The organism is Bradyrhizobium genomosp. I (2014), assembly GCF_000261685.1.
Classification (GTDB): domain Bacteria; phylum Pseudomonadota; class Alphaproteobacteria; order Rhizobiales; family Xanthobacteraceae; genus Bradyrhizobium.
The window spans coordinates 1-20,850 of sequence record NZ_AJQE01000414.1 but is presented as its reverse complement, the minus strand read 5'-3'; the positions used below and the strand labels follow the sequence as shown (position 1 = coordinate 20,850).

Here is a 20,850-nt window from a genome sequence, read left to right as displayed (position 1 = left end):
TCGACGTCGATCGCGTCCTCGAGCTCGAAACCAAAGCGCAGATGGCTGCCTGAGCCAACGAAACCATCGAAGCCGGAGAACCAAAATGAAGACATGTTTGGTGGTCGATGATTCCAGCGTCGTACGCAAGATCGCGCGCCGGATCCTGGAAGGGCTGAAATTCGAAGTTACCGAGGCCGAGGACGGCTCGAAGGCGCTCGAGATCTGCCAGCGGCAGCTGCCCGATGCGGTCCTGCTCGACTGGAACATGCCCGTCATGGACGGTTTCGAGTTCATGGGCCACATGCGCCGCCTGCCCGGCGGCGACCAGCCCAAGGTGGTGTTCTGCACCACCGAGAACAACGTGGCTCATATCGCCCAGGCGCTCAGCGGCGGCGCCAACGAGTACATCATGAAGCCCTTCGACAAGGACATCATCGCCGACAAGTTCGCTGAAGTAGGTTTGATACCGGTCGGACAAACCATGGTCTGAGTGTGTCTGGCCTGCGTGTTCGGGCCAGAATGTTCCAGTGCAGCTTCCGAGAGGCCATCAGTGACCCCGACCGAGTATGAGTATCTGCGCAAGTTTCTGAAGGATAATTCCGGTCTCGACCTGTCCGCAGACAAGCAATATCTGATCGAAAGCCGCTTGTTGCCGCTCGCCCGCAAGGCCGGGCTCCCCGGCATCACCGAGCTCGTGCAGAAGCTGCAGGCCGGCTCGCGCACGCTGATCACCGACGTGGTCGAAGCCATGACCACCAACGAGACCTTCTTCTTCCGCGACAAGGTCCCGTTCGACCACTTCCGCGACACCATCATGCCCGAGATCATCAAGGCCCGGGCCGGCCGCCGCAGCATCCGCATCTGGTGCGCCGCCGGCTCGACCGGACAGGAGCCCTATTCGCTGGCGATGTGCCTGAAGGAGATGGGCGCGGCCCTCACCGGCTGGCGCGTCGAGATCATCGCGACCGACCTGTCGCAAGAGGTGCTGGAGAAGGCCAAGGCCGGCGTCTACAGCCAATTCGAGGTGCAGCGGGGCCTGCCGATCCAGATGCTGGTCAAGTATTTCAAGCAGACCGGCGAGACCTGGCAGATCAATCCCGAATTGCGGGCGATGATCCAGCATCGCCAGCTCAACCTGCTGCACGATTTTGCCCAGCTCGGCACCTTCGACGTCATCTTCTGCCGCAACGTACTGATCTATTTCGACCAGGATACCAAGATCAACATCTTCAACCGGCTGGCGCGCCAGATCGAGCCGGACGGCTTCCTGGTGCTGGGTGCCGCCGAAACCGTGGTCGGACTCACCGATACGTTCAGGCCGATTCCGGAGCGGCGCGGCCTCTACAAGCCGAACGACCCGCGTGCGGCAGCGGCCAGGCCGGTGCCCGCCGGTGTGGCGCCGCGCATGGCGGCAATGGCGGGACAATAAGCATGGCCGAGGATGGCAAGGGCGCGGAACGCGTGACGTTCAGCCGCGGTTATGATGTCTGCATCATGGCCATCGACGGCACCTGGCGGCGCGACTGCAAGCTCAACGCGATCTCCGACACCGACGCCATCCTCACGGTGGAGGGCTCGATCCAGGGACTGAACCTGAAGGAGTTCTTCCTGCTGTTGTCGTCAACGGGCCTCGCCTACCGCCGCTGCGAGCTGGTCCGCGTCAACGGCGCCGAAATGGACATCCAGTTCCTTCGCGGCAAGAACAGGAAGAAGCGCGGTGCGGCCGGCGGTCATGACGCCGCGGCGTGATCCGGCCGCAGCTGTCGCCACTCTTTCCGCCACGTTGTCTCACATTTGCTGAACCCATTCGAATCAATTGGCCGCAACAGCTTTACGTGGCCTAAGCGCGATCCGTGTATCCGTTGAAGGTCTCAATCTCAGGATACGGAAATGCCCAGAAGTTCCCTTTCCCCCATCCCGTCGAACCTGCCTGACGTCGCCGAGCGACGTGCGCTTCAGCTCCTGGTGGTCGACGACGACGCCACGCAGCGCCGCCTGATCGCGGTCGCCGCCAAGCAGGCCGGCCACGAAGTCACCGTGGCACCATCCGTGGCGGACGCGATCGAGAAGCTCCGCGCCGCGCGCTTTGACTGCGTGACGCTCGATCTCGTGCTGGAGGATGGCGACGGCATCGACGTGCTGCGCGAAATGGCGAGCGCAAAATTTTCGGGCTCGGTGATCGTCATCAGCGGCATGGACGGCAAGCGCCGCAGTGCCGCCCGCAGCTTCGCCCGCTCCGTCGGGATCGAGCTGCAGAGCCTGCCGAAGCCGCTCGACCTCGCGGCTCTGCGCATCAGCCTCGCCAATCTCGGCAAGATCGCGATGGGCTTGCCGGCGATCCATACCTGGGGGGGTGTCGCGACCGACGCGATCGTGGAACGGCACCGCGCCTAACGCATGATCCGGAAAAGTGCACAGCGGCTTTTCCCTCGCGACAAACGCGGAACGCGTTTGCGCGGAGATCATGCTCAAACAACAACTTAAAGCGCGATGACGATTCATCCCAATCGCATCGCGCTTTAAGGCGCGGAGCTGCCATGCAATCGGCTGCGGCGGCTCCGCCGCTGATCGGCCTACGCCGGGCTGACGGATTCAGACAATTGTTGCAGGGCGTGGTCAAGCCCCGCCCGGCAGGCATTGAGCGCGGCGCTCGCCGCGGCATAACGGGGCGTGACGTCGTCGAGCACGAAAATCTCGGTGGAACCCGCGATGACGCCGAGGTGCCCAGCCACGTCCTCCTCCGCCATGGCTGCGTCGATCAGGCGCATGCTGATCTCGATGCGCGCGATCAGGGCGCGAAGATCGGCCGCGATCAACTGACGGCTGTCAGTTGCGGACGTCGTGACAAGCGGGAGTGTGTCAGCGCAATTTAGCATGGATATTCTCCGTGTCCCGCAATTAGGCACCTCGTCGCTACTTGTGCGTTAAGTCCATGTCCCGTACAAATACGGGTGGGCCGAATCCGCGCCTAACGCCATAAACGATTGGCGCGGACGCGAGTCCTTCATGCCAACGGGATGTGGCACATGGCCGAACAAAGCTCTCGCGGTGAAATCTTCGTGGTGGACGACGACCCTGCCGTTCGCGACACCTTGTCGATGGTGTTGAAGGCAGCGGGCTATGAGGTGATCTGTTTTGCGGACGGCGCGGCGCTGCTCTCCGTCGCGCGAAATCGAACACCGGCTGCGATCCTGCTCGACGTACATATTCCCGGAAAGTCGGGTCTCGACATCCTGAAGGAGTTGCACGGCGAGGACTATCCGGCGCCGATCTTCATGATCTCCGGGCAGGGCGACATCGCGATGGCGGTGGGCGCGATCAAGAGCGGCGCCCTCGACTTCATCGAGAAGCCGTTCCGCGGCAGCGAGATCGTCGGCCGGCTCGACGAGGCGATTGGCGCCTATGCACGCAGGCAGGCGCAGAATGCGGCGCCGAAGTTCGGCTCGCTGCATTTCCCCGGACGCGAGCCGTTGACGCGCAGGGAGCGCGAGGTGCTGGAGCAGTTCGCCTCCGGTGCATCCAACAAGGAAGCCGGCCGTACGCTGGGCATCAGCCCGCGCACCATCGAGGACCATCGCGCCAACATCATGAAGAAGCTCGGCGCGCGCAATGCCGCCGATCTGATCCGCATCGTGATGACCGCGGCCCAGCGCGCGTCGTGAGTGGCTGATTCTCTCTCGTGCCCCGGACGCAGCGCATCATGCAATGATGCGCTGCTGAGCCGGGGCCCATCTCTCCAACTTCACGGCTCAACATTCTGGGTCCCGGCTCTGCACAGCAGCGCTTGCGCGCCGCAGTGCGTCCGGGACACGAGAGCAATCACCCGCTCAGCGCCTTGCGGATGATCCGCGCCAGATCCAACTTGCGATAGGGCTTCGCCAGCAGGAGAACACCCGAATCCAGCCGGCCGTGATGGATGATCGCGTTCTCGGTATAGCCTGACGTGTAGACCACCTTGAGATCCGGGCGCGTCTTCGTCAGCTGGTCGGCGAGCTGCCGTCCGTTCATCTTGCCGGGCATGATGACGTCGGTGAACAGGAGGTCGAACGGCTTTCCGGTGGCGACGATCGCGAGCGCCTCCGCGGCGTTCGCGGCCTGCAAGGTGACGTAACCCAGCGAATGCAGTTGCGCCAGCACGTAGTCCCGCACCAGCCGGTCGTCCTCGACCACGAGGATCGTCTCGTGTCCGCCCTCGATCGTCGCCGGCGTCACGCCCTCGCCGGCCGCCGTCGGCGTCTTGCCGGGCGGCAGGTACATCTTGATCGTGGTGCCGTGGCCTTCCTCGCTGTAGATCCTGATGTGACCTGCGGACTGCTTGATGAAGCCGTAGACCATCGAAAGCCCGAGTCCGGTGCCCTTGCCTGGTCCTTTCGAGGTGAAGAAGGGGTCGAACACCCTGGTCAGCATGTTCGCAGGGATCCCGGTGCCGGTGTCGCTCACGGCGATCAGCACGTAGTAACCGGGGCGAACGTCGTTGACGTTGGCATAGACCTCGTCGAGATAGGCGGCGCCAGTCTCCAGGATCAGCTTGCCGCCGCCGGGCATGGCGTCGCGCGCATTGAGCGCGAGGTTGAGGATCGCGGTGGTGAGCTGGTTGGGGTCGACGATCGCGACGCAATTCTCGTCCTCGAACACCGATTCGATCTGGATATGCTCGCCCAGCGTCGGCCGCAACAGTTTCGCGGTGTCGACGATCAGCGAGTTGATGTCGATCTCGCGCGGCTGGAGCGGCTGCTTGCGCGCGAAGGCGAGCAGGTGCTGGGTCAGATCGGCGCCGCGCGCGGCGGCCTCGTCGATCATCTTCGTGATGGCCGCGAGCTGCGGCTCCTTCGCGACCGCCTCTGCGAGGATCTCGATCGTTCCGGTGATGACGGTGAGAATGTTGTTGAAGTCGTGCGCCACGCCGCCGGTCAGCTGGCCGACAGCCTCCATTTTCTCGGCATGGCGGATGCGCTCCTCGGCGGCGATCTTGTCGGTGAGATCGCGGTAGAAGACGTTGAACAGCAGGCCCTCGCGGCGCTTCAGGGCGGTGACGCTCAGCTCGGCCTTGAATTCCTTGCCGTCGCGGCGGCGACACATGAGCTCGTGGCGGCGGTTCAGCGTCCTGCCGTCCTCGTTCTCGAGGAAATGCTTCAGCCCCGCCCTCACTCTCTCGCGCTCGCTCTCGGCGACGATCAGATCGATCGTGTTCTTGCCGAGCACCTCGTCCCGGCGCCAGCCGAAGAGCCGTTCCGCCTGCGAATTCCAGTTCAGGATGCTAGAGGTCTCGTCGGTCTGGACGAAGGCGTCGAGCGAGGTTTCGACGATGTTGCGGGCGAGCCGCTCGCTCTCGCGCAGGGATTCCTGCGCGAGCCGTGCCTCGGTCATGTCGCGACCGACGAAGAAAAATCGATGCGCCGGCTCGGACCAGTTGCCGAGCCAGGACAGCCAGACCTCGTGGCCGCTCTTGTGGATGCAGCGGGTGTCGGCGAGCTTTGGACGCTCGCCGCGCCGCAAGGCGCGCATCTCGGCGCGCGACTGCTCCAGATGACCGGGATGAATGAAATCGGCGCCGCTGCGGCCGATCATCTCGGGGGGCCGGTAGCCGAGAATGGCTTCGCTGCTCGGGCTGATCTGCGCGATATGGCCCCGCGCATCCATGATCATGATGAGGTCCTGCGATGTCTCGAAGATCTGTCGCCGCTCCTCGATCTGGTGCTGCAGCGCCCGCTCGGCGCGCCGCGCCTCGGTCAGGCTGCGCGCGCTCCCGGAGACGCCGACGATCTCGCCGGATGGTCCCCTGATCGGCGAGAGGCTGAGCGAGATTTCGACCGGCGTGCCGTTCTTGCGCAGGCGCACCGTCTCGAACCGTTCGATCGGCTCGCCCCGCGCGATCCGCCGCAAATAGTCCTTGCCATGCTCGCGGCGGTCGGGCGGGACAATGATCGACGTGGGCTGGCCGATCGCCTCATCCGCCGAATAGCCGTAAAGGCGTTCGGCGGCCGGATTCCAGCCCGTGACGACCGCATCGAGCGTCTGCATCACGATCGCATCGTCGGACGATTCCACTGCGGCGCTGAACAGCCTCTCGCGCGCCGCGTGATGGCTTCGTGCGGCCTCGGTGCGGCGATGCTCCCGGATTTCGCGCTCGAGGGCGGCCGTCTTCACCCGCGTCTCCTCGACCATCCGGGCGAAAGCCCGCGCCAGCACGCCCGTCTCGCCGCTGGCATCGACGGGGATGTTCGCCGGCTTTCCGCGGCCGATCGCCTCCACGGCCGCGGTCAGGCGGCCGATCGGGCGGGTCAATGAACGCGCCAGCAACACCGCGAGCGCCGCCGCGGCGAGGATGGCAAGCACGCCGACCAGCACGGACGTCTTTTGGATGGCGGCCGGCACCCGGCCGAAGACGGCCGGGGGAATGGTCACGATGATCGCGACCCATTCCTTGCCCGCCAGCAGCGCCGGCGCGATCGCCGCGCCGTTCGGCCGGCCCGACTCGTCGGTCATGAGCCGTGTGGATATGTCCGTGGTGCCGGCCAAGGCCGAGAAGAACGGGAAATCATCGCGCCAGTTGGTGCGGTGGCCGCGCAGCGAGCCGAACTCCCGCGCGCGATCGGGATGGATGAGATAATCGCCGCGCGAATTCACGAGGTAGATCTCTCCTCCCGAGGTCGCGGCGGAGCGGACGCGGTCGAGTGCCGGGCGCATGTCGATATTGGCGACGATGATGCCGAACGGCTTGCCGTCGGCTGTAAACAGAGGCATCGCGACCCGCAAAGTCGGAGCGTGAGCGGCCGTGGTTCCCCCGTGGCGGGTCGCGAGATCGACGGGAGACACGTAAATCTCGCCGGGCCCGAGCCGCATCGTTTCCTTGAAGTAGGTTCGGTCGCCCTTGCGCTCCAGTTCGCCGTCCGGGGCGATCCGTGCTCCTCCGTTCGGCCCGGAGCGATCGACACGGACCAGTTCGTGCTGGTCGTTGTCGACACCGATGATCCGAAACTGCCCATAGATGGGCTTGGCCTCGATCTCGGCCGCGAGCCGCGCCGCGATACGCTCGCGCCAGGTTCGTTCCGAGACGCCATCGGCGGGGTCGATTCCACCACCGGTGCGAGCGCGGATGAGGCCATTGATTGCCGCTGCGGCGCGATAGCCGATCAGATCGCCGCGCGCGCCGGCAACGTAGGATTCGAGATTGCTCGCGAGCAGGTGCGACTGGGCTTCAACCCGCTCCAGGACCCGCGGAATGACGGCCTGTGTGGTGTTGCGATAGCCCAACCATCCGACTGCGCCCACGGTCACCGCCACCAGCAGGATCATCGCGATGGCCAGCCGCGTTGCCAGCGTCGTTGCTGGTCTCATGGGGATTTTCGCCGGGCTTGCCGTATCGTGCCTGGTCTGGCTCGGAGCGGAGGGGATGTCCTGGTCATCTGCAGCCATCGCCGGCGACCGTCACGTGATGACCAGCCCGTTCCCGTGGCTGGATGGTGATCTCTAAGGCCGGATCGTCATCCACGATCAGGATGTTGGCCACGTCTGAAATCCTCCAGGTCGGTGGGGAAAGTCCCCAGCGACCATAATCACAGCCATCAAAAACGTGAAATGGTTGCGCGGTTTCTCGTCTGCCGGCAAGCACTTCGGAGGCGCTCCGGCCTGAGGCCCGCCGATTTATTGCGCCGCACCGTCCGTATGTACGCCTGAGTGCATAGCAGAGGTTCGCCTTCGGCTCGCCCAGCGCCTTGCCGGGTATGGATGGCCTGTGAGAAGAGCAGGGCGAATTCTTCGGACGGACAAGGAATAAAATGACCAGCAAGAAGAAGACGCCCGACCAGCTCCGCAGCGCGCGCTGGTTCGCGCCCGACGATCTGCGCTCGTTCGGCCACCGCTCCCGCGCCATGCAGATGGGCTATGCCCCCGAGGAGTGGAAGGATCGCCCGATCATCGCGATCCTCAACACCTGGTCGGACGCGCAGCCCTGTCACATGCACTTCAAATCGCGTGTCGACGACGTCAAGCGCGGTATCCTGATGGCCGGCGGCCTGCCGCTGGAGCTGCCGGCGCTGTCGCTGTCGGAATCGCTGCTCAAGCCCACCACGATGCTCTATCGCAATCTGCTGGCGATGGATGCCGAGGAATTGCTGCGCAGCTATCCCGTCGACGGCGTGGTGCTGATGGGCGGTTGCGACAAGACCACGCCGGCGCTGCTGCTGGGGGCGACCTCGATGAATATTCCGGCAATCTATTTGCCGGCAGGTCCCATGCTGCGCGGCAACTGGAAGGGCAAGACGCTCGGCTCCGGCTCCGACGGCTGGAAATATTGGGACGAGCGCCGCGCCGGCAAGATCTCCGACAAGGACTGGCTCGACATCGAAGCCGGGATCGCCCGCAGCTACGGCACCTGCATGACCATGGGCACGGCCTCGACCATGACCGCGATCGCGGAGGCGATCGGCATGACCCTGCCTGGCGCCTCCTCGATTCCCGCCGCCGACGCCAACCACATCCGCATGGCCAGTGAATGCGGCCGCCGCATCGTCGAAATGGTGTGGGAGGACCTGACGCCGAAGGTGATCCAGACCCGCAAAGCCTTCGAGAACGCGATCGCGGTGGCGATGGCGATGGGCTGCTCCACCAACGCCATCATCCATCTCATCGCGCAGGCCCGCCGCGCCGGCCAGGACATCGGCCTCGACGATTTCGAGACCGCGAGCCGCAGGGTGCCCGTCATCGCCAATGTGCGGCCGAGCGGCGACACCTATCTGATGGAGGACTTCTTCTATGCTGGCGGCCTGCCGGCGCTGATGGGCCAGATCAAGCCGCATCTGCATCTCGACTGCATCACCGTCACCGGCAAGACGGTGGCTGAGAACATCGAGGGCGCCGAGGTCCACAACGCCGACGTGATCCGCTCCATCGACAATCCCATCTACAAGGAGGGCGCGCTCGCCGTGCTCAAGGGCAATCTCGCGCCCGGCGGCTGCGTCATCAAGCCGAGCGCCTGCGCGCCGCGCTTCCTCAAGCATACGGGACCGGCGCTGGTGTTCGACGACTATCCCTCGATGAAGAAGGCCGTCGACGATCCCGATCTGGACGTCACCGAGGACCATATTCTCATCTTGCGCAATGCGGGGCCGCAGGGCGGGCCGGGCATGCCGGAATGGGGCATGCTGCCGATCCCGACCAAGCTCGTGAAGCAGGGCGTGCGCGACATGGTGCGCATCTCGGATGCGCGCATGAGCGGCACCAGCTACGGCGCCTGCATCCTGCATGTTTCGCCGGAGTCCTATATCGGCGGTCCGCTGGCGCTGGTGCGGAACGGCGACCGCATCACGCTCGACGTCGCCGCGCGCACCATCAATCTCGAAGTGAGCGAGGCCGAGCTCGACAGGCGCCGCGCCGCCTGGAAGCAGCCCGAGCCTCGCTTCGAGCGCGGTTATGGCTGGATGTTCACCAGGCACATCAAGCAGGCGAATGACGGTTGCGACTTCGATTTCCTCGAGACCGGTTTCGGCGCGCCGATCGGCGAGCCGTCGATTTACTAGCCCCGTCGTTCCAGGGCGCGAAGCGAACCCGGAACCTCGAGATTCTCAGGTGCGCAAGGGCGCACCGGAGTTCGATGCTTCGCATCGCCCCGGAATGACAGATGAGGATGCCCATGACCAAACTCAGCGAAGCCACCCGCAACAAGCTCAAATCCGTCGCCACCGCCACGGTCGCCACCGCCCTGTTCAAGCGCGGCCTGCGCATCCAGATGATCCAGGATGTGCATCCCCTAAGTCCCGATCAGCCGACCATGGTCGGTGAGGCCTTCACGCTGCGCTACATGCCGGCGCGCGAGGATCTCAACGCGATCGACGTGTTCAAGGACCGTTCGCATCCGCAGCGCAAGGCGGTCGAGGAGTGCCCGGCAGGCAGCGTGCTGGTGATGGACAGCCGCAAGGACGCCCGCGCGGCATCGGCAGGCGCGATCCTGGTGACGCGGCTGATGAAGCGCGGTGTCGCCGGCGTCGTCACCGACGGCGGTTTTCGCGATTCCGCCGAAATTGCAAAACTCGGCTTCCCAGCCTTTCACCACCGCCCGAGCGCGCCGACCAATTTGACGCTGCACCAGGCGATCGAGATCAACGTGCCGATCGGCTGCGGTGATGCCCCGGTGTTTCCCGGTGACGTCATCCTCGGCGATGCCGACGGCGTCATCGTCATCCCCGTGCATCTCGCCGACGAGATCGCCAACGAGACCTTCGAGATGACCGCGTTCGAGGACTTCGTCACCGAGGAAGTCGGCAAGGGCCGCAGCATCTTCGGTCTTTATCCCGCCACGGACCCGCAGACGCTCACCGACTTCGCGGAATGGCGGAAGAAGAACGGAAGGTAATGCGGCCCGAAGTTAGCGCGATATTCTCCACTGTCGTCCCGGATCTGCGCTCCGCTTCGCTGCGCTTGTCCGGGACGACAGCGGTGGGTGTACTTACACCCCGGCCCCCGCCATCCCCACGGCCCAGAGCGCGAACGCATAGACGATCGCGACTTCGTCGAGCCGGTCGAATCGTCCCGACGCGCCGCCGTGGCCGGCGCCCATGTTGGTCCGGAGCAGGACCGGGCCGCCGCCGGTCATGGTGGCGCGCAGGCGCGCGATCCATTTGGCAGGCTCCCAGTAAGTGACCCGGGGATCAGTAAGTCCGCCCATTGCCAGGATCGCCGGATACTCCTTTGCCGCGACGTTGTCGTAAGGCGAATAGGACAGGATGGTGCGAAAATCCTTCTCGCTCTCGATCGGGTTGCCCCATTCCGGCCATTCCGGCGGCGTCAGCGGCAGCGTGTCGTCGAGCATGGTGTTGAGCACGTCGACGAACGGCACCTCGGCGACGATCCCGGCGAACAATTCGCCGGCGCGATTGGCGACCGCGCCCATCAGCATGCCGCCGGCCGAGCCGCCATGGCCGACGATGCGCTTGGCACTGGTGTATTTCGTCTCGATCAGCGCTCGCGCGCTTGCGGCAAAATCGTCGAAGCTGTTCGTCTTCTTCTCGCGCTTGCCGTCGAGATACCAGCTCCAGCCCTTGTCGGTGCCGCCGCGGATATGGGCGATGGCGTACACGAAGCCGCGATCGACCAGCGACAGGCGGTTGGCGTTGAACGAGGCCGGCATCGCCATGCCGTAGGAGCCGTAGCCGTAGAGCAGGAGCGGCGCGGTGCCGTCGAGCGCGAGCCCGCGGCGATAGAGGATCGAGACCGGCACCTCGGCGCCGTCTTGCGCTTTCGCCATGATGCGCGTCGTGACGTAGTCGGCGGCATCGTGGCCGGACGGAATCTCCTGCCGCTTGCGAAGGACGCGCGTGCGCTTGACCATGTCATAGTCGTAGACCTCCGACGGCGTGGTCATCGACGAATAGGAGAATCGCAAATTCGCCGTGTCGAATTCGTAGGAGCCCATCGTGTCGAGCGAATAGGCGGCTTCTTCGAACGAAATCTCGTGCTCCTCGCTCGTTGCGAGGTCGCGGATCACGATCGCCGGCAGCGCATGGGAGCGTTCGAGCCGCACCAGATGACCGGCATAGAGATCGATGTCGATGATGTAGAGCCCGGTGCGGTGCGGGATCAGGTCGCGCCAGTTGCTGCGCTCGGGTGCGGCCAGCGGCGCCGTGACGATCTTGAAGTCGATGGCGTCGTCGGCATTGGTGAGGATGAAGAGCTCGTCGCCGCGATCGGCGAGCGAATATTGCACGCCCTCCTCGCGCGCCGCGACCAGCCGCGGCGGCGCCTCGGGATGGGCGAGATCGATCAGCCGCTGCTCGCTTGTCTCGTGGTCGCCGCCTGCGATCACGCAGAAGCGGCCGCTGGTGCTCTCGTGCAGATGGGTGAACCAGCCGGCATCCTGCTCCTCATAGATCAGCGTGTCGTCGGCCTGCTTGGTGCCGAGCTTGTGCCGCCACACCTGCATCGGACGGTGATTGTCGTCGAGCTTCACATAGAAGAAGCTCCTGCAGTCCGCGGTCCAGACCACGCCGCCGTCGGTCTCCTCGACGAGGTCGTCGAGATCCGTCCCGGTTGCCCAGTCGCGGACGCGGACGGAAAAATATTCGGAGCCCTTGGTGTCCGCGCTCCAGGCCTGCAGCTTGTGGTCGTGCGAGTGCCGGCTGCCGCCAAACTTGAAATATTTGTGGTCCTTGGCGAGCGCGTCGCCGTCCAGCACGATGTGTTCTTCGCCGCCGTCGCGCGGCATGCGGCCGAACAGCTCGTGCTGCCCGCCCTCGCGAAACCTGCGGAAATAGGCGAAGGGACCGTCCGGCGACGGCACGCTGGAATCGTCCTCCTTGATCCGCCCGCGCATCTCGCGCACCAGCGTCTTCTGCAGGGGCGCGGTGTGGCCGAGCAGGCTCTCGGTGTAGCCGTTCTCTTCGTCCAGATATTTGCGGATATCCGGGTCGAGCACCTTGGGATCGCGCAGCACCTCCTGCCATTTCGCGTCCTTCAGCCAGGCATAGTCGTCGGTCACGGTGATGCCGTGCCGCGTGAAGGAATGCGGCTGGCGCGGGGCGACGGGGGGCTTCGAAGGCGTCTTGGCTTGTGTCACTCGGTCCTCGTTCGTCTCACCGATACCCATCTCGTCATACGCGGGCTTGACCGGCGCTTCCATCAAAGACGAAATCTTCAGCGATGGATTGCCGGGCCAGGCCCGGCAATGACGGCCGTAGAAGGCGGCGGGTCGGCCATAATATGGCGACAGGCACCGGAATTGCCAGCGCTGGCACGGCCAGGCCTCGGGTTGTTGACCGGCCCCGTGTATGCTTTAGGGACGATATCCCCGCCGCCGGTCCAGCCTGATGCTGTTCAATTCCTATTCCTTCATCCTGCTGTTCCTGCCGGTCCTGCTGGCCGGCTACTTCTGGCTCGGCCGGCGCAGCAATCTGGCTCCGGTGATCTGGCTGGCGCTGGCCTCGCTGGCCTTCTATGCCATCGGCAATTGGCGGTTCGTGGCCCTGTTGCTGGTCTCGATCGCGTTCAACTACGGCATCGGTCATCTCCTGATCATGGCGGAGCTCAATCCGTCACGGCGCCGGGCAGCGCTCGCTTCCGGCGTCGTCGGCGATCTCGTCGTGCTCGGCATCTTCAAATATGCCGGCTTTGCCGCCGAGAACATCAACGCGCTGCTCGGCACGCATGTTGCGGTCCACATCCTGCTGCCGGTCGGCATCTCCTTCTATACGTTCACCCAGATCGCGTTCCTGGTCGATGCCTATCGCGGCCAGGTCGCGGCCTATGCGCTGCCGCATTACGCGCTGTTCGTGACCTATTTCCCGCATCTGATCGCCGGTCCGATCCTCCACCACAAGGACATGATCCCGCAATTCGAGCGGGAGGAATCGAAACATGCGGACGCGCATCTGACCCTGTGCGGAATCATCATCTTCGCGATCGGCCTGTTCAAGAAGACCTGCCTTGCCGACGGCATCCAGCCGCTGGTCGCGCTCGCCTTCGAGGCGCGCTCGCCGAGCTTCGATCAGGCCTGGCTTGGCGCGCTCGCCTACACATTCCAGCTCTATTTCGACTTCTCCGGCTATTCCGACATGGCGATCGGCATTTCGCTGATGTTCGGTATCTTCCTGCCGGTCAATTTCAATTCGCCCTACAAGGCCACCAGCATCGTCGAGTTCTGGCGGCGCTGGCACATGACGCTGTCGCAGTTCCTGCGCGACTATCTCTACATCCCGCTCGGCGGCAACCGCAGGGGTCGCGTGCTGCGCTATGCCAACCTGATGATCACGATGCTGCTCGGCGGGCTCTGGCACGGCGCGGCCTGGACGTTCGTGGTGTGGGGCGCGCTGCACGGCGCCTATCTCTGTCTCAATCACGCCTTCAACGCGCTGGTGCCGCATATCCCCTCGCCACTGGCGCACCCGGCCCGAATCGTCGGAGCCGTTCTGACGTTTCTTGCCGTGGTCGTCGCCTGGGTGTTCTTCCGCGCCGAGAGCGTCGCATGGGCGCTAGGGATCCTCCGCGCCATGGCCGATCCCGCCGACATCGTCTTTGGCCGCGAGGAGATTGCGGCGCTGGTGCTGGTGTCGGTCTACGCGGCGCTGGTGTGGCTGGCGCCGAACACCCAGGCGATCATGGGCTACGATCACGGCAACCGCAGGGTCGGCGAGGCCTTGCGGGCGGGGCGAATGCGACCGCTGGTCCTCTATGGTGCATCGCTGGTGCTCGCGTTCGGCATTTTGGGCATCCAGAGCCACAGCGAATTCATCTATTTCCGGTTCTGATGCGCGCACCGTTCACCCATGTGAGACGTCTTCTCCTCGCGAGCATCGTGTGCGCGCTGGCCGCGGCTGCGCTGACCTTCGTCGTCGATCCGCTGCAACTGTTCCGTCCCTCGCGCCTCGCCGCGGCCTTCTATTCCGACGACACGCGCGTGCAGAATGCCGGGCTGATCCGCAGCCAGTCGTTCGACACCGCCTTCATGGGCACGTCGCTCGCGATCCATTTCCGCCAGAGCGAGATCAACCGCGCGCTCGGCGTCCATTCGCTCAAGCTGGCGATGACCGGCTCCAATTCGCGCCAGCAGGCCTTCGTGCTGGAGCAGGCGATCGACCGCGGCGCCCGGCGTGTCATCTGGGAGATGGATGATTTCATCTTCGTCGATGCTGCCGAGATCGAGACGGATCCCTATCTCTCCGTCGACCTCTATCGCGGAACGGCCAAGGGCATCGCGTCCTATCTGTTCGGCGCGGCGATGGCGAAGGAATCCCTGTTCGCATTGCTGCGTTCGATCCCGCCGCTGCGGGAGCCGCTGACCCGGGCGGCGCCGTTTCTGCCGGTCAAGTTCGCGCTGCCCGACGTCGATGACATCTATGCGCTGCCGCGGGATTTCGACGTCGCGCGCGGCTACAACGCGGAGAAGACGCGTGCCGCCTTCGCCTACATCACCGATCCCGTTCGCAGCCGCTTCCTCGGCGAGGGCTACGGTTTCGACCCCATGGTCAGGCATTTCGAGCAGGATACCGTCGGCCTGATCACCCGCCACCCCGACGTGACTTTCGACATCTACTTCCCGCCATATTCCATCCTGCAATTCGTGGCCATGCGTGATGCCTCGCCCGAGACATTGAAGATCGTCACCGATCTCACGGCCGTCATCGCCCGGCGCCTGACGCAGCTTCCCAATGTGCGCCTGCACGATTTCCGCGCGATCAAGGCGGTCACGCACGATCTGAACAATTACGGCGACGTCATCCACCATTCGCCGGTGGTGGACGCCATGGTGCTCAGATGGCTGGCGAGTGGGGAGTATCGCGTCGATCCAAAGCAGCCGACCGCGTCGCTGAATGAGCTGAAGGCGCAGGTCGAGGTGTATCGGGTGCCACAGCCCTAACCCAACACTCCGCCGTCGTCCCTGCCTAGCGCGCAATTGCGCACGGGGCAGGGACGACAGCGGTGTTTGTGGCGGGCGCCTTACGCCGCCACCTCTTCGCCCAGATACGCCACTGCCGCTTCCAGCCCGCCCTTGCCGTGCGGGATCTTCAGCGCGTTCAGGCCGATCTCGATCACGCCCAGCGTGCCGAGCAGCATCGGCGCATTCACATGGCCCATATGGGCGATGCGGAAGGCCTGCCCCGAGAGGTCGCCGATGCCGGTGCCGAGCACGACGCCGCACTTGTCCTTGCAGTAGCGTTGCAGCACCGCGGGGTCGTGGCCGTTGCTCATGGTCACGGTGGTCACGGTGTTGGAGCGCTCGCTGGCTTCGGCCACGTTGAAGCCGAGCACCTGGCCTTCCGACCATGCGGAGACCGCGCGGCGCGCGGCTTCGCCGAGCAGGCTGTGGCGGCGGAAGGCGTTTTCCAGCCCTTCCTCGTGCAGCATGTCGATCGCCTTGCGCAGCGCGAACAACAGATGCACCGGCGCGGTGCCGGCGTATTTGCGATAGTTCTCGGTGCCCTCGCGCTCGCTCCAGCTCCAATAGGGCGTCGACATGTTCGCCTTCTTGTGCACCTCGAGCGCGCGCGCATTGGCGGAGACGAAGCCGAGGCCGGGCGGCGTCATCAGGCCCTTCTGCGAGCCGGACATCGCGACGTCCACGCCCCATTCGTCCATCTCGAACGGCATGCATCCGAGCGAGGCGACGGTGTCGACCATGTACAGCGCGGGATGGCCGCTGGCCTTGATCGCCTTGCCGATCGCCTCGATATCGTTCTGCACGCCGCTAGCCGTGTCGACCTGGACCACGACGACGGCCTTGATGCTGCGCTCCTTGTCGCGGCGCAGGCGCTCCTCGACCTCGTGCGGCCGTACCGCGCGGCGCCAGTCGCCTTTGAGCACCTCGACCTCGGCGCCCATCAGCGCCGCTGCGTTGCCCCAGCCGATCGCGAATCGTCCGCTCTCCAGCACCAGCACCTTGTCGCCGCGCGACAGCACGTTGCTCAGCGCCGCTTCCCAGGCGCCGTGACCGTTGGCGATGTAGATGTAGGACTTGCCCTTGGTCGCAAACAGCCTCGAGATGTCGCCAAGCAGGCTCTCGGTCAGATCGAGCATCTCCTTGGAGTAGATGTCGATCGCCGGACGATGCATCGCCCGCAGCACCTCGTCGGGCATCGTGGTGGGCCCGGGGATGGCCAGAAATTCCCGGCCCGCGCGAACGGTCATTGCTGTTGGTCCTTGTTGCTTGAGGGCAGTCTTGTGGGTTGCTGAACCACACTTCTACGCGCCGCCGGGTCCTGAGAAAAGCACGTAAAACGCAGGGCTGGCCTATCGCTTCGTCTCGCGGCAACCGGCCGCTTCCGCCTCCTCGACCGAGCAGAACCAGCGCGTGCCCTTGCTGATCTTCATCTTGATCTGGGTGTACCAGCGGCTGGTCGGCTGGTGATAGATGCACTCGCCGGCGCTGTTGACGTTGCCCTTGATGGTGCAGTCCGGCGACGGTGCGACCGGCCCCGAGGCCGAGGCGAGCAGCACCGCATGCGCTCCGTCCGGCGGCTTGGTCGCGCCCAGGATGGCGGTCTTCTTGTTGCGCACGCGCCAATCCCAGGGCGCGATGAAGGCGCCCTGCCACATCCCCGCCTTGGCCTCGCGCGCGGCCTTTTCGTCCGCGTCATAATCGTGGGACATGCGGGTATAGGCCAGCGCCCAGCCGCTGCGCACCAGCCATTTCTGGATGTCCTCGCCGCCGACCTCGCAGCGCGCCACGGTGCGGCCGCGCCGGTCGACCGACCTCCTGTGGCAAACCCAATTCTTGCCGTCGGCGTGCTTGGCGAGCTCGTCGCGCGCCGCGACGCCGCAGGTCCACCGCTCGGCCTTGGTATTGAGGCAGAGCTGATCGACCGCGGGCGCGTCGATGCCGCCGAGCCGGATCCGCGTGTTGCCGATCACGACGGCATCGCCGGCGCGAACTCTTGCGGTGCCGGTGATGTCGGCGGCGTGCGCGAGCGAGGGAGCGAGGAAAGCAAGCGCAATCAGGAATCTTCGCAACATGCCGGTCCGGGTGTGATGAAATGATCGATAAGCCGCGCAATTGTGGTCGGCTTTTGTCCGCTCGGCCAGCTTTTGCCCGACGATTGAGCTTTCAACTTCCTGTCATTGATCGATGGCGTTTTCTTACCCTCCCCTGGAGGGGGAGGGTCGATCGCGCGCAGCGCGAGCGGGGTGGGGTGATCTCTCCTCTCGGGCAGTGTTCGATGCGGAGAGATCACCCCACCCCGTCACACAATCTCGCTGCGCTCGATCGCGTGCCGACCCTCCCCCTCCAGGGGAGGGTAAGAGACCTACCCCCGCGCCATCGCCCGCTTCGCTATGGCGAGGCCCATCAGCACGAAGGCTGACGTCACCTCCGGCCCGCCCACCAATATTCGCGTCGGCGTCTTCATCTTGTTCCATTCATAGGCGCGGAACGGGCCGCGGCGGCCGCCTTCGCCGATGGCGCCGACGATCACGTTCAGCGCCGGCGCAAAGGCGCGCGGGTCGGCGCCGAGATGGCCGAGCGCGATCAGGGCCAGCGCGGCGTCGAACACGTTCATCTCCGCAGCCATCAGCTCGCCCTTGACGTAGGACAGCACGCGGTGACGGATGAAGTCGAAATCGCCGGCGGGATCGATCGCGGCCTGCGCTGCCAGCGGCAGCGCCAGGAAGGCGGCATAGCAGCGGCCGAAATAGGCGCTGTAGAGTTCCGGCAGGTAATAGATGTGCGAGCGCGGATTGGCGAAGGCGCCGCTGGCGGCCAGCCGTTTCTGGAAGCCGATGATGCGATGCACGGTGGCGAGTCGCGACGGCGTCTCCAGAATCTTCCAGCGCGCCAGGTTGCGAAAGCTCACCTCGAGAATGTCGAGATTGAGCGTCGGATCGAGATCGTTGCCGTATGGGCGCTCGCCGTGGAGATTGTCGATCCAGGTCGCAACCCCGCCCTCATAGTCGATATTGTCGTTGAGCGGCACGGTCACGCGCGGCGCGTTGACGCCGGCGCGGACCTGGTAGCCGGCGTAGAAGTCCAGCAGCGGTTGATCGATGATGGGATCCGTGCAGCCGGCCTGCGTCGCCGCCGAGATCGAGCAGGCCGTGGTGTCGCAATCCGGCACGTAGATTCCGAAGCCGAGATCCTGCTTGATCTGCGCGAAGTAGCGGGAAAAGCGCGGATGCGGCGCCGGCGCGAGCGCAGTGACGACGTTGAAGCGCGCGCCGTCGATGCCCTCGACCTCCTCGCGGCTGATGTTGACGCAGAAATCGACCATGTCGGCGATCGCGCGCTCCGCCGCGATCTTGTCGGCAGGCGAGGCGAGCCCGGTCTCGACATAACCCAGCAGCGCCTCGATGAAGAACGCATCGTAATAGGCCGAGCGGTGCCGGATCTGCACCGGCTCCCACATCGGCTCGGCAATGCCCTTCCAGGGCGGATTGACCACGGCGCGCGCCGGCGAGCGCGCGATGAAGACGCGGGCGAGGTTGAACAGCAGCGAGGAGTTCTTGTAGCCGCGCGCGTTGAGGCCCGTCAGCGCCATGATCAGCTCGCGTCCACGGAAATCGGGATCGCCGATCAGGTTGAAGGCGGCATAGGTCGGCAGGAAACCGTTGCGGCGGTACGAGCCGAGCAGATGCTGCGCGCAGTCACGGATCGCGCCGTCGATCTGCGCGCTCTGCGGCAGGGCGGCGGTGAACGGCACCGGCGGCGGCTTGGGATGATCGAGCGCGATGCTGTCGACGAGATCGGCGATCGGCCGCCCGACCGCCGCCCAGTCCGGCTCGACATCGTCGCGGGCGTGTTTGAGTGCCTCGCGCAGCCGGGTCAGCCTGGTCTCGTCGCGCAGCTCGGGCAGGCCGGCGCGGCGGAGCAGCATCCGCAGCGCGGGATTGCCGAGGGCGGTCTTGTAGAATTTGGCCAGATGCAGATCGCCGCTGACCGTGTCAGGCAATATGGGATCGCAGACGTCGTAAAGCGAAGGGCCGTCCTTCCGCACCGTCAGCGCCCGGCAGGCGGCGCCGGCAAAATAATGAAAGCTCATGAAATACCTGGTCGCGGGGGGCTCGGCCGGGGCCGGCGAGCGCGCAGCCGTCCGCACACCACCCCCTGCAAGTCTTTGAAAAGGCTACCCGGATTCGCAGAAAATACAAATGTGATGATCGTCACAAAAAAACTGGCGCGGAGGCTGCATGATCGGGCTCCGGGATGCTACGGGGAAGCCGGGAATGCGCAAACCTGTCTCCGAGAATTAACCAACATATCCAGCTACTTAGCTCAAATCTTGAGCAATCTATTGCCCGAGGGCCTATATGCGGTTAAGGGTTTGTTTGGTGCGGCGCCGCAAATTGCGCGCAATTCGGGGGCACTTCCCCGGCCAATCCCTCAAACCTAAAGACGCTATCGCGCTACTCAAACAGTACGCGCGCGCGTGGCTGGTCTTTGGCACAGGAAACGAACCGAGATGAACTTAAAGCAGCTCGACCTTTCCAGACGCACGATCGCGCTCGCCGCAGCCCTCATCGGCACGGTGTCGCTGGCGATCGGCGCCCATGCTGCTCTCAACATGCGCACGATCGACGCCGCCAAGGCTGTTACGACCGACCAGATCACCGGTTCGATCGGCCAGACCTCGCGCCTGGCGCTGGTCATCGGCAATGGACACTATCCCGACGCCAGCGCGCCGCTGACGCAGTCGATCAACGACGCCCGCGCGCTGTCCTCGTCGCTGCGCAAGAACGGCTTTGACGTCGACATGGTGGAAGACGCGACCAAGGACGACATGGTTCGCGCCGTCAACCGCCTGAAGTCGCGGATCAAGCACGATACCGTCGTCATGCTGTTCTTCGGCGGCTACGGCGTGCAGGCCGGCCGTGAGAGCTACATGCTGCCGGTCGATGCCGTGATCTGGAAGGAGAGGGACGTCCGCCGCCAAGGCGTGTCGATCGAGGGCGTGCTCGAGATGATGAAGGAGCAGGGCGCCAAGGCCAAGCTCGTCGTCGTCGACGCCTCCCGCCGCAACCCCTATGAGCGCCGCTTCCGCTCCTACAGCCACGGCCTCGCGCCGATCAGCGCGTCCGACAACGCGCTGGTCCTCACCTCGGCCTCGCCCGGCAAGGTCGTCGACGACGGCAAGGGCGAGCACAGCGTGCTGGTCGGCGAGCTGCTCAACAATCTCAACGCGCAGAGCAGCGCCGAAAGCGTCTTCAACAAGACCCGCCTCGCCATCGCCCGCGCCAGCGAAGGCGACCAGGTCCCGGCGGTCTCGTCCTCGCTGCTCGAAGACGTCCAGCTCGGCGAAGCCGGCGGCTAGTTTTTCTTAGGTCTTGGTAGGGTGGATTAGCCGAAGGCGTAATCCACCACTTCTCTTTCCGCGGATAGCAACAGTGGTGGGTTACGCCGAGCAGATGCGCTTCGCGCATCTGCAGGGCTAATCTTACTGAGTCATTGGGTCG

Annotated in this window: 16 protein-coding genes and 1 pseudogene; 10 read left to right on the top strand and 7 right to left on the bottom strand. The window is 64.9% G+C overall.

Annotation, left to right across the window (positions count from 1 at the left end):
* Positions 1–85: 85 nt before the first annotated feature.
* The 4 genes from IC50_RS36035 to IC50_RS36020 all read left to right on the top strand — a co-directional run bounded on the left by IC50_RS36035 (position 86) and on the right by IC50_RS36020 (position 2,376).
* Entirely contained in the window at positions 86–472 is a 387-nt protein-coding gene (locus IC50_RS36035) for a response regulator (protein ID WP_035716260.1), read from the top strand.
* Positions 473–532: 60 nt separating this feature from the next.
* A complete protein-coding gene (locus IC50_RS36030; RefSeq protein ID WP_035716257.1) occupies positions 533–1,411 on the top strand; it encodes a CheR family methyltransferase in 879 nt (292 codons plus the stop codon).
* Between the two features lie 2 nt (positions 1,412–1,413).
* Positions 1,414–1,731 carry a hypothetical protein gene (locus IC50_RS36025; protein WP_011083221.1) on the top strand — a complete coding sequence of 106 codons (318 nt, stop codon included), beginning with the start codon at positions 1,414–1,416 and terminating at the stop codon, positions 1,729–1,731.
* A 141-nt stretch (positions 1,732–1,872) separates the two neighbouring features.
* Entirely contained in the window at positions 1,873–2,376 is a 504-nt protein-coding gene (locus tag IC50_RS36020; RefSeq protein ID WP_035716253.1) for a response regulator, read from the top strand.
* 179 nt (positions 2,377–2,555) lie between these two features.
* Here the strand turns inward: IC50_RS36020 and IC50_RS36015 are convergent, their stop codons facing one another.
* A complete protein-coding gene (locus IC50_RS36015; protein ID WP_035716251.1) occupies positions 2,556–2,858 on the bottom strand; it encodes a hypothetical protein in 303 nt (100 codons plus the stop codon).
* Between the two features lie 150 nt (positions 2,859–3,008).
* Here IC50_RS36015 and IC50_RS36010 point away from each other — a divergent pair, with 150 nt between their 5' ends.
* Complete coding sequence (locus IC50_RS36010) at positions 3,009–3,644, top strand: response regulator transcription factor (protein WP_035716263.1); 636 nt, start codon at positions 3,009–3,011, stop codon at positions 3,642–3,644.
* A 157-nt stretch (positions 3,645–3,801) separates the two neighbouring features.
* Here the strand turns inward: IC50_RS36010 and IC50_RS36005 are convergent, their stop codons facing one another.
* Positions 3,802–7,320, bottom strand: coding sequence for a PAS domain S-box protein (locus IC50_RS36005; RefSeq protein ID WP_244429713.1), 3,519 nt, complete (start codon positions 7,318–7,320; stop codon positions 3,802–3,804).
* A 73-nt stretch (positions 7,321–7,393) separates the two neighbouring features.
* A pseudogene (locus IC50_RS39760) lies at positions 7,394–7,492 on the bottom strand (response regulator); the annotation flags it as partial.
* A gap of 268 nt (positions 7,493–7,760) precedes the next feature.
* Here IC50_RS39760 and araD point away from each other — a divergent pair.
* Both araD and IC50_RS35995 read left to right on the top strand, forming a co-directional pair.
* A complete protein-coding gene (araD, locus tag IC50_RS36000) occupies positions 7,761–9,500 on the top strand; it encodes an L-arabinonate dehydratase (protein WP_035716246.1) in 1,740 nt (579 codons plus the stop codon).
* 113 nt (positions 9,501–9,613) lie between these two features.
* Complete coding sequence (locus IC50_RS35995; RefSeq protein WP_035716243.1) at positions 9,614–10,333, top strand: ribonuclease activity regulator RraA; 720 nt, start codon at positions 9,614–9,616, stop codon at positions 10,331–10,333.
* A 93-nt stretch (positions 10,334–10,426) separates the two neighbouring features.
* On the opposite strand, the gene IC50_RS35990 is transcribed toward IC50_RS35995, so the two are convergent.
* On the bottom strand, positions 10,427–12,532 hold the full coding sequence (locus IC50_RS35990) for a S9 family peptidase (RefSeq protein WP_035716262.1): 2,106 nt from the start codon (positions 12,530–12,532) through the stop codon (positions 10,427–10,429).
* Positions 12,533–12,782: 250 nt separating this feature from the next.
* On the opposite strand from IC50_RS35990, the gene IC50_RS35985 reads away from it, so the two are divergent.
* Both IC50_RS35985 and IC50_RS35980 read left to right on the top strand, forming a co-directional pair.
* Positions 12,783–14,219 carry an MBOAT family O-acyltransferase gene (locus IC50_RS35985; RefSeq protein WP_035716240.1) on the top strand — a complete coding sequence of 479 codons (1,437 nt, stop codon included), beginning with the start codon at positions 12,783–12,785 and terminating at the stop codon, positions 14,217–14,219.
* The gene (locus IC50_RS35980) at positions 14,219–15,328 is read left to right on the top strand and encodes a hypothetical protein (protein ID WP_035716237.1); all 1,110 of its coding nucleotides are present in this window, start codon (positions 14,219–14,221) and stop codon (positions 15,326–15,328) included. Before IC50_RS35985 ends, IC50_RS35980 begins: the two co-directional genes overlap by 1 nt.
* An 80-nt stretch (positions 15,329–15,408) precedes the next feature.
* On the opposite strand, the gene IC50_RS35975 is transcribed toward IC50_RS35980, so the two are convergent.
* From IC50_RS35975 to IC50_RS35965, 3 genes are all read right to left on the bottom strand, one after another.
* Positions 15,409–16,596 (bottom strand): pyridoxal-phosphate-dependent aminotransferase family protein, encoded by a 1,188-nt coding sequence (locus IC50_RS35975; protein WP_035716235.1) that lies wholly within the window; start codon positions 16,594–16,596, stop codon positions 15,409–15,411.
* A gap of 102 nt (positions 16,597–16,698) precedes the next feature.
* Positions 16,699–17,421 (bottom strand): thermonuclease family protein, encoded by a 723-nt coding sequence (locus tag IC50_RS35970; RefSeq protein WP_035716233.1) that lies wholly within the window; start codon positions 17,419–17,421, stop codon positions 16,699–16,701.
* 290 nt (positions 17,422–17,711) lie between these two features.
* Positions 17,712–19,439: a hypothetical protein gene (locus IC50_RS35965; protein WP_035716231.1), complete on the bottom strand. Its 1,728-nt coding sequence runs from the start codon at positions 19,437–19,439 to the stop codon at positions 17,712–17,714.
* A gap of 420 nt (positions 19,440–19,859) precedes the next feature.
* On the opposite strand from IC50_RS35965, the gene IC50_RS35960 reads away from it, so the two are divergent.
* Positions 19,860–20,708, top strand: a complete 849-nt coding sequence (locus IC50_RS35960) for a caspase family protein (RefSeq protein WP_035716229.1) — start codon at positions 19,860–19,862, stop codon at positions 20,706–20,708.
* Positions 20,709–20,850: the final 142 nt, after the last annotated feature.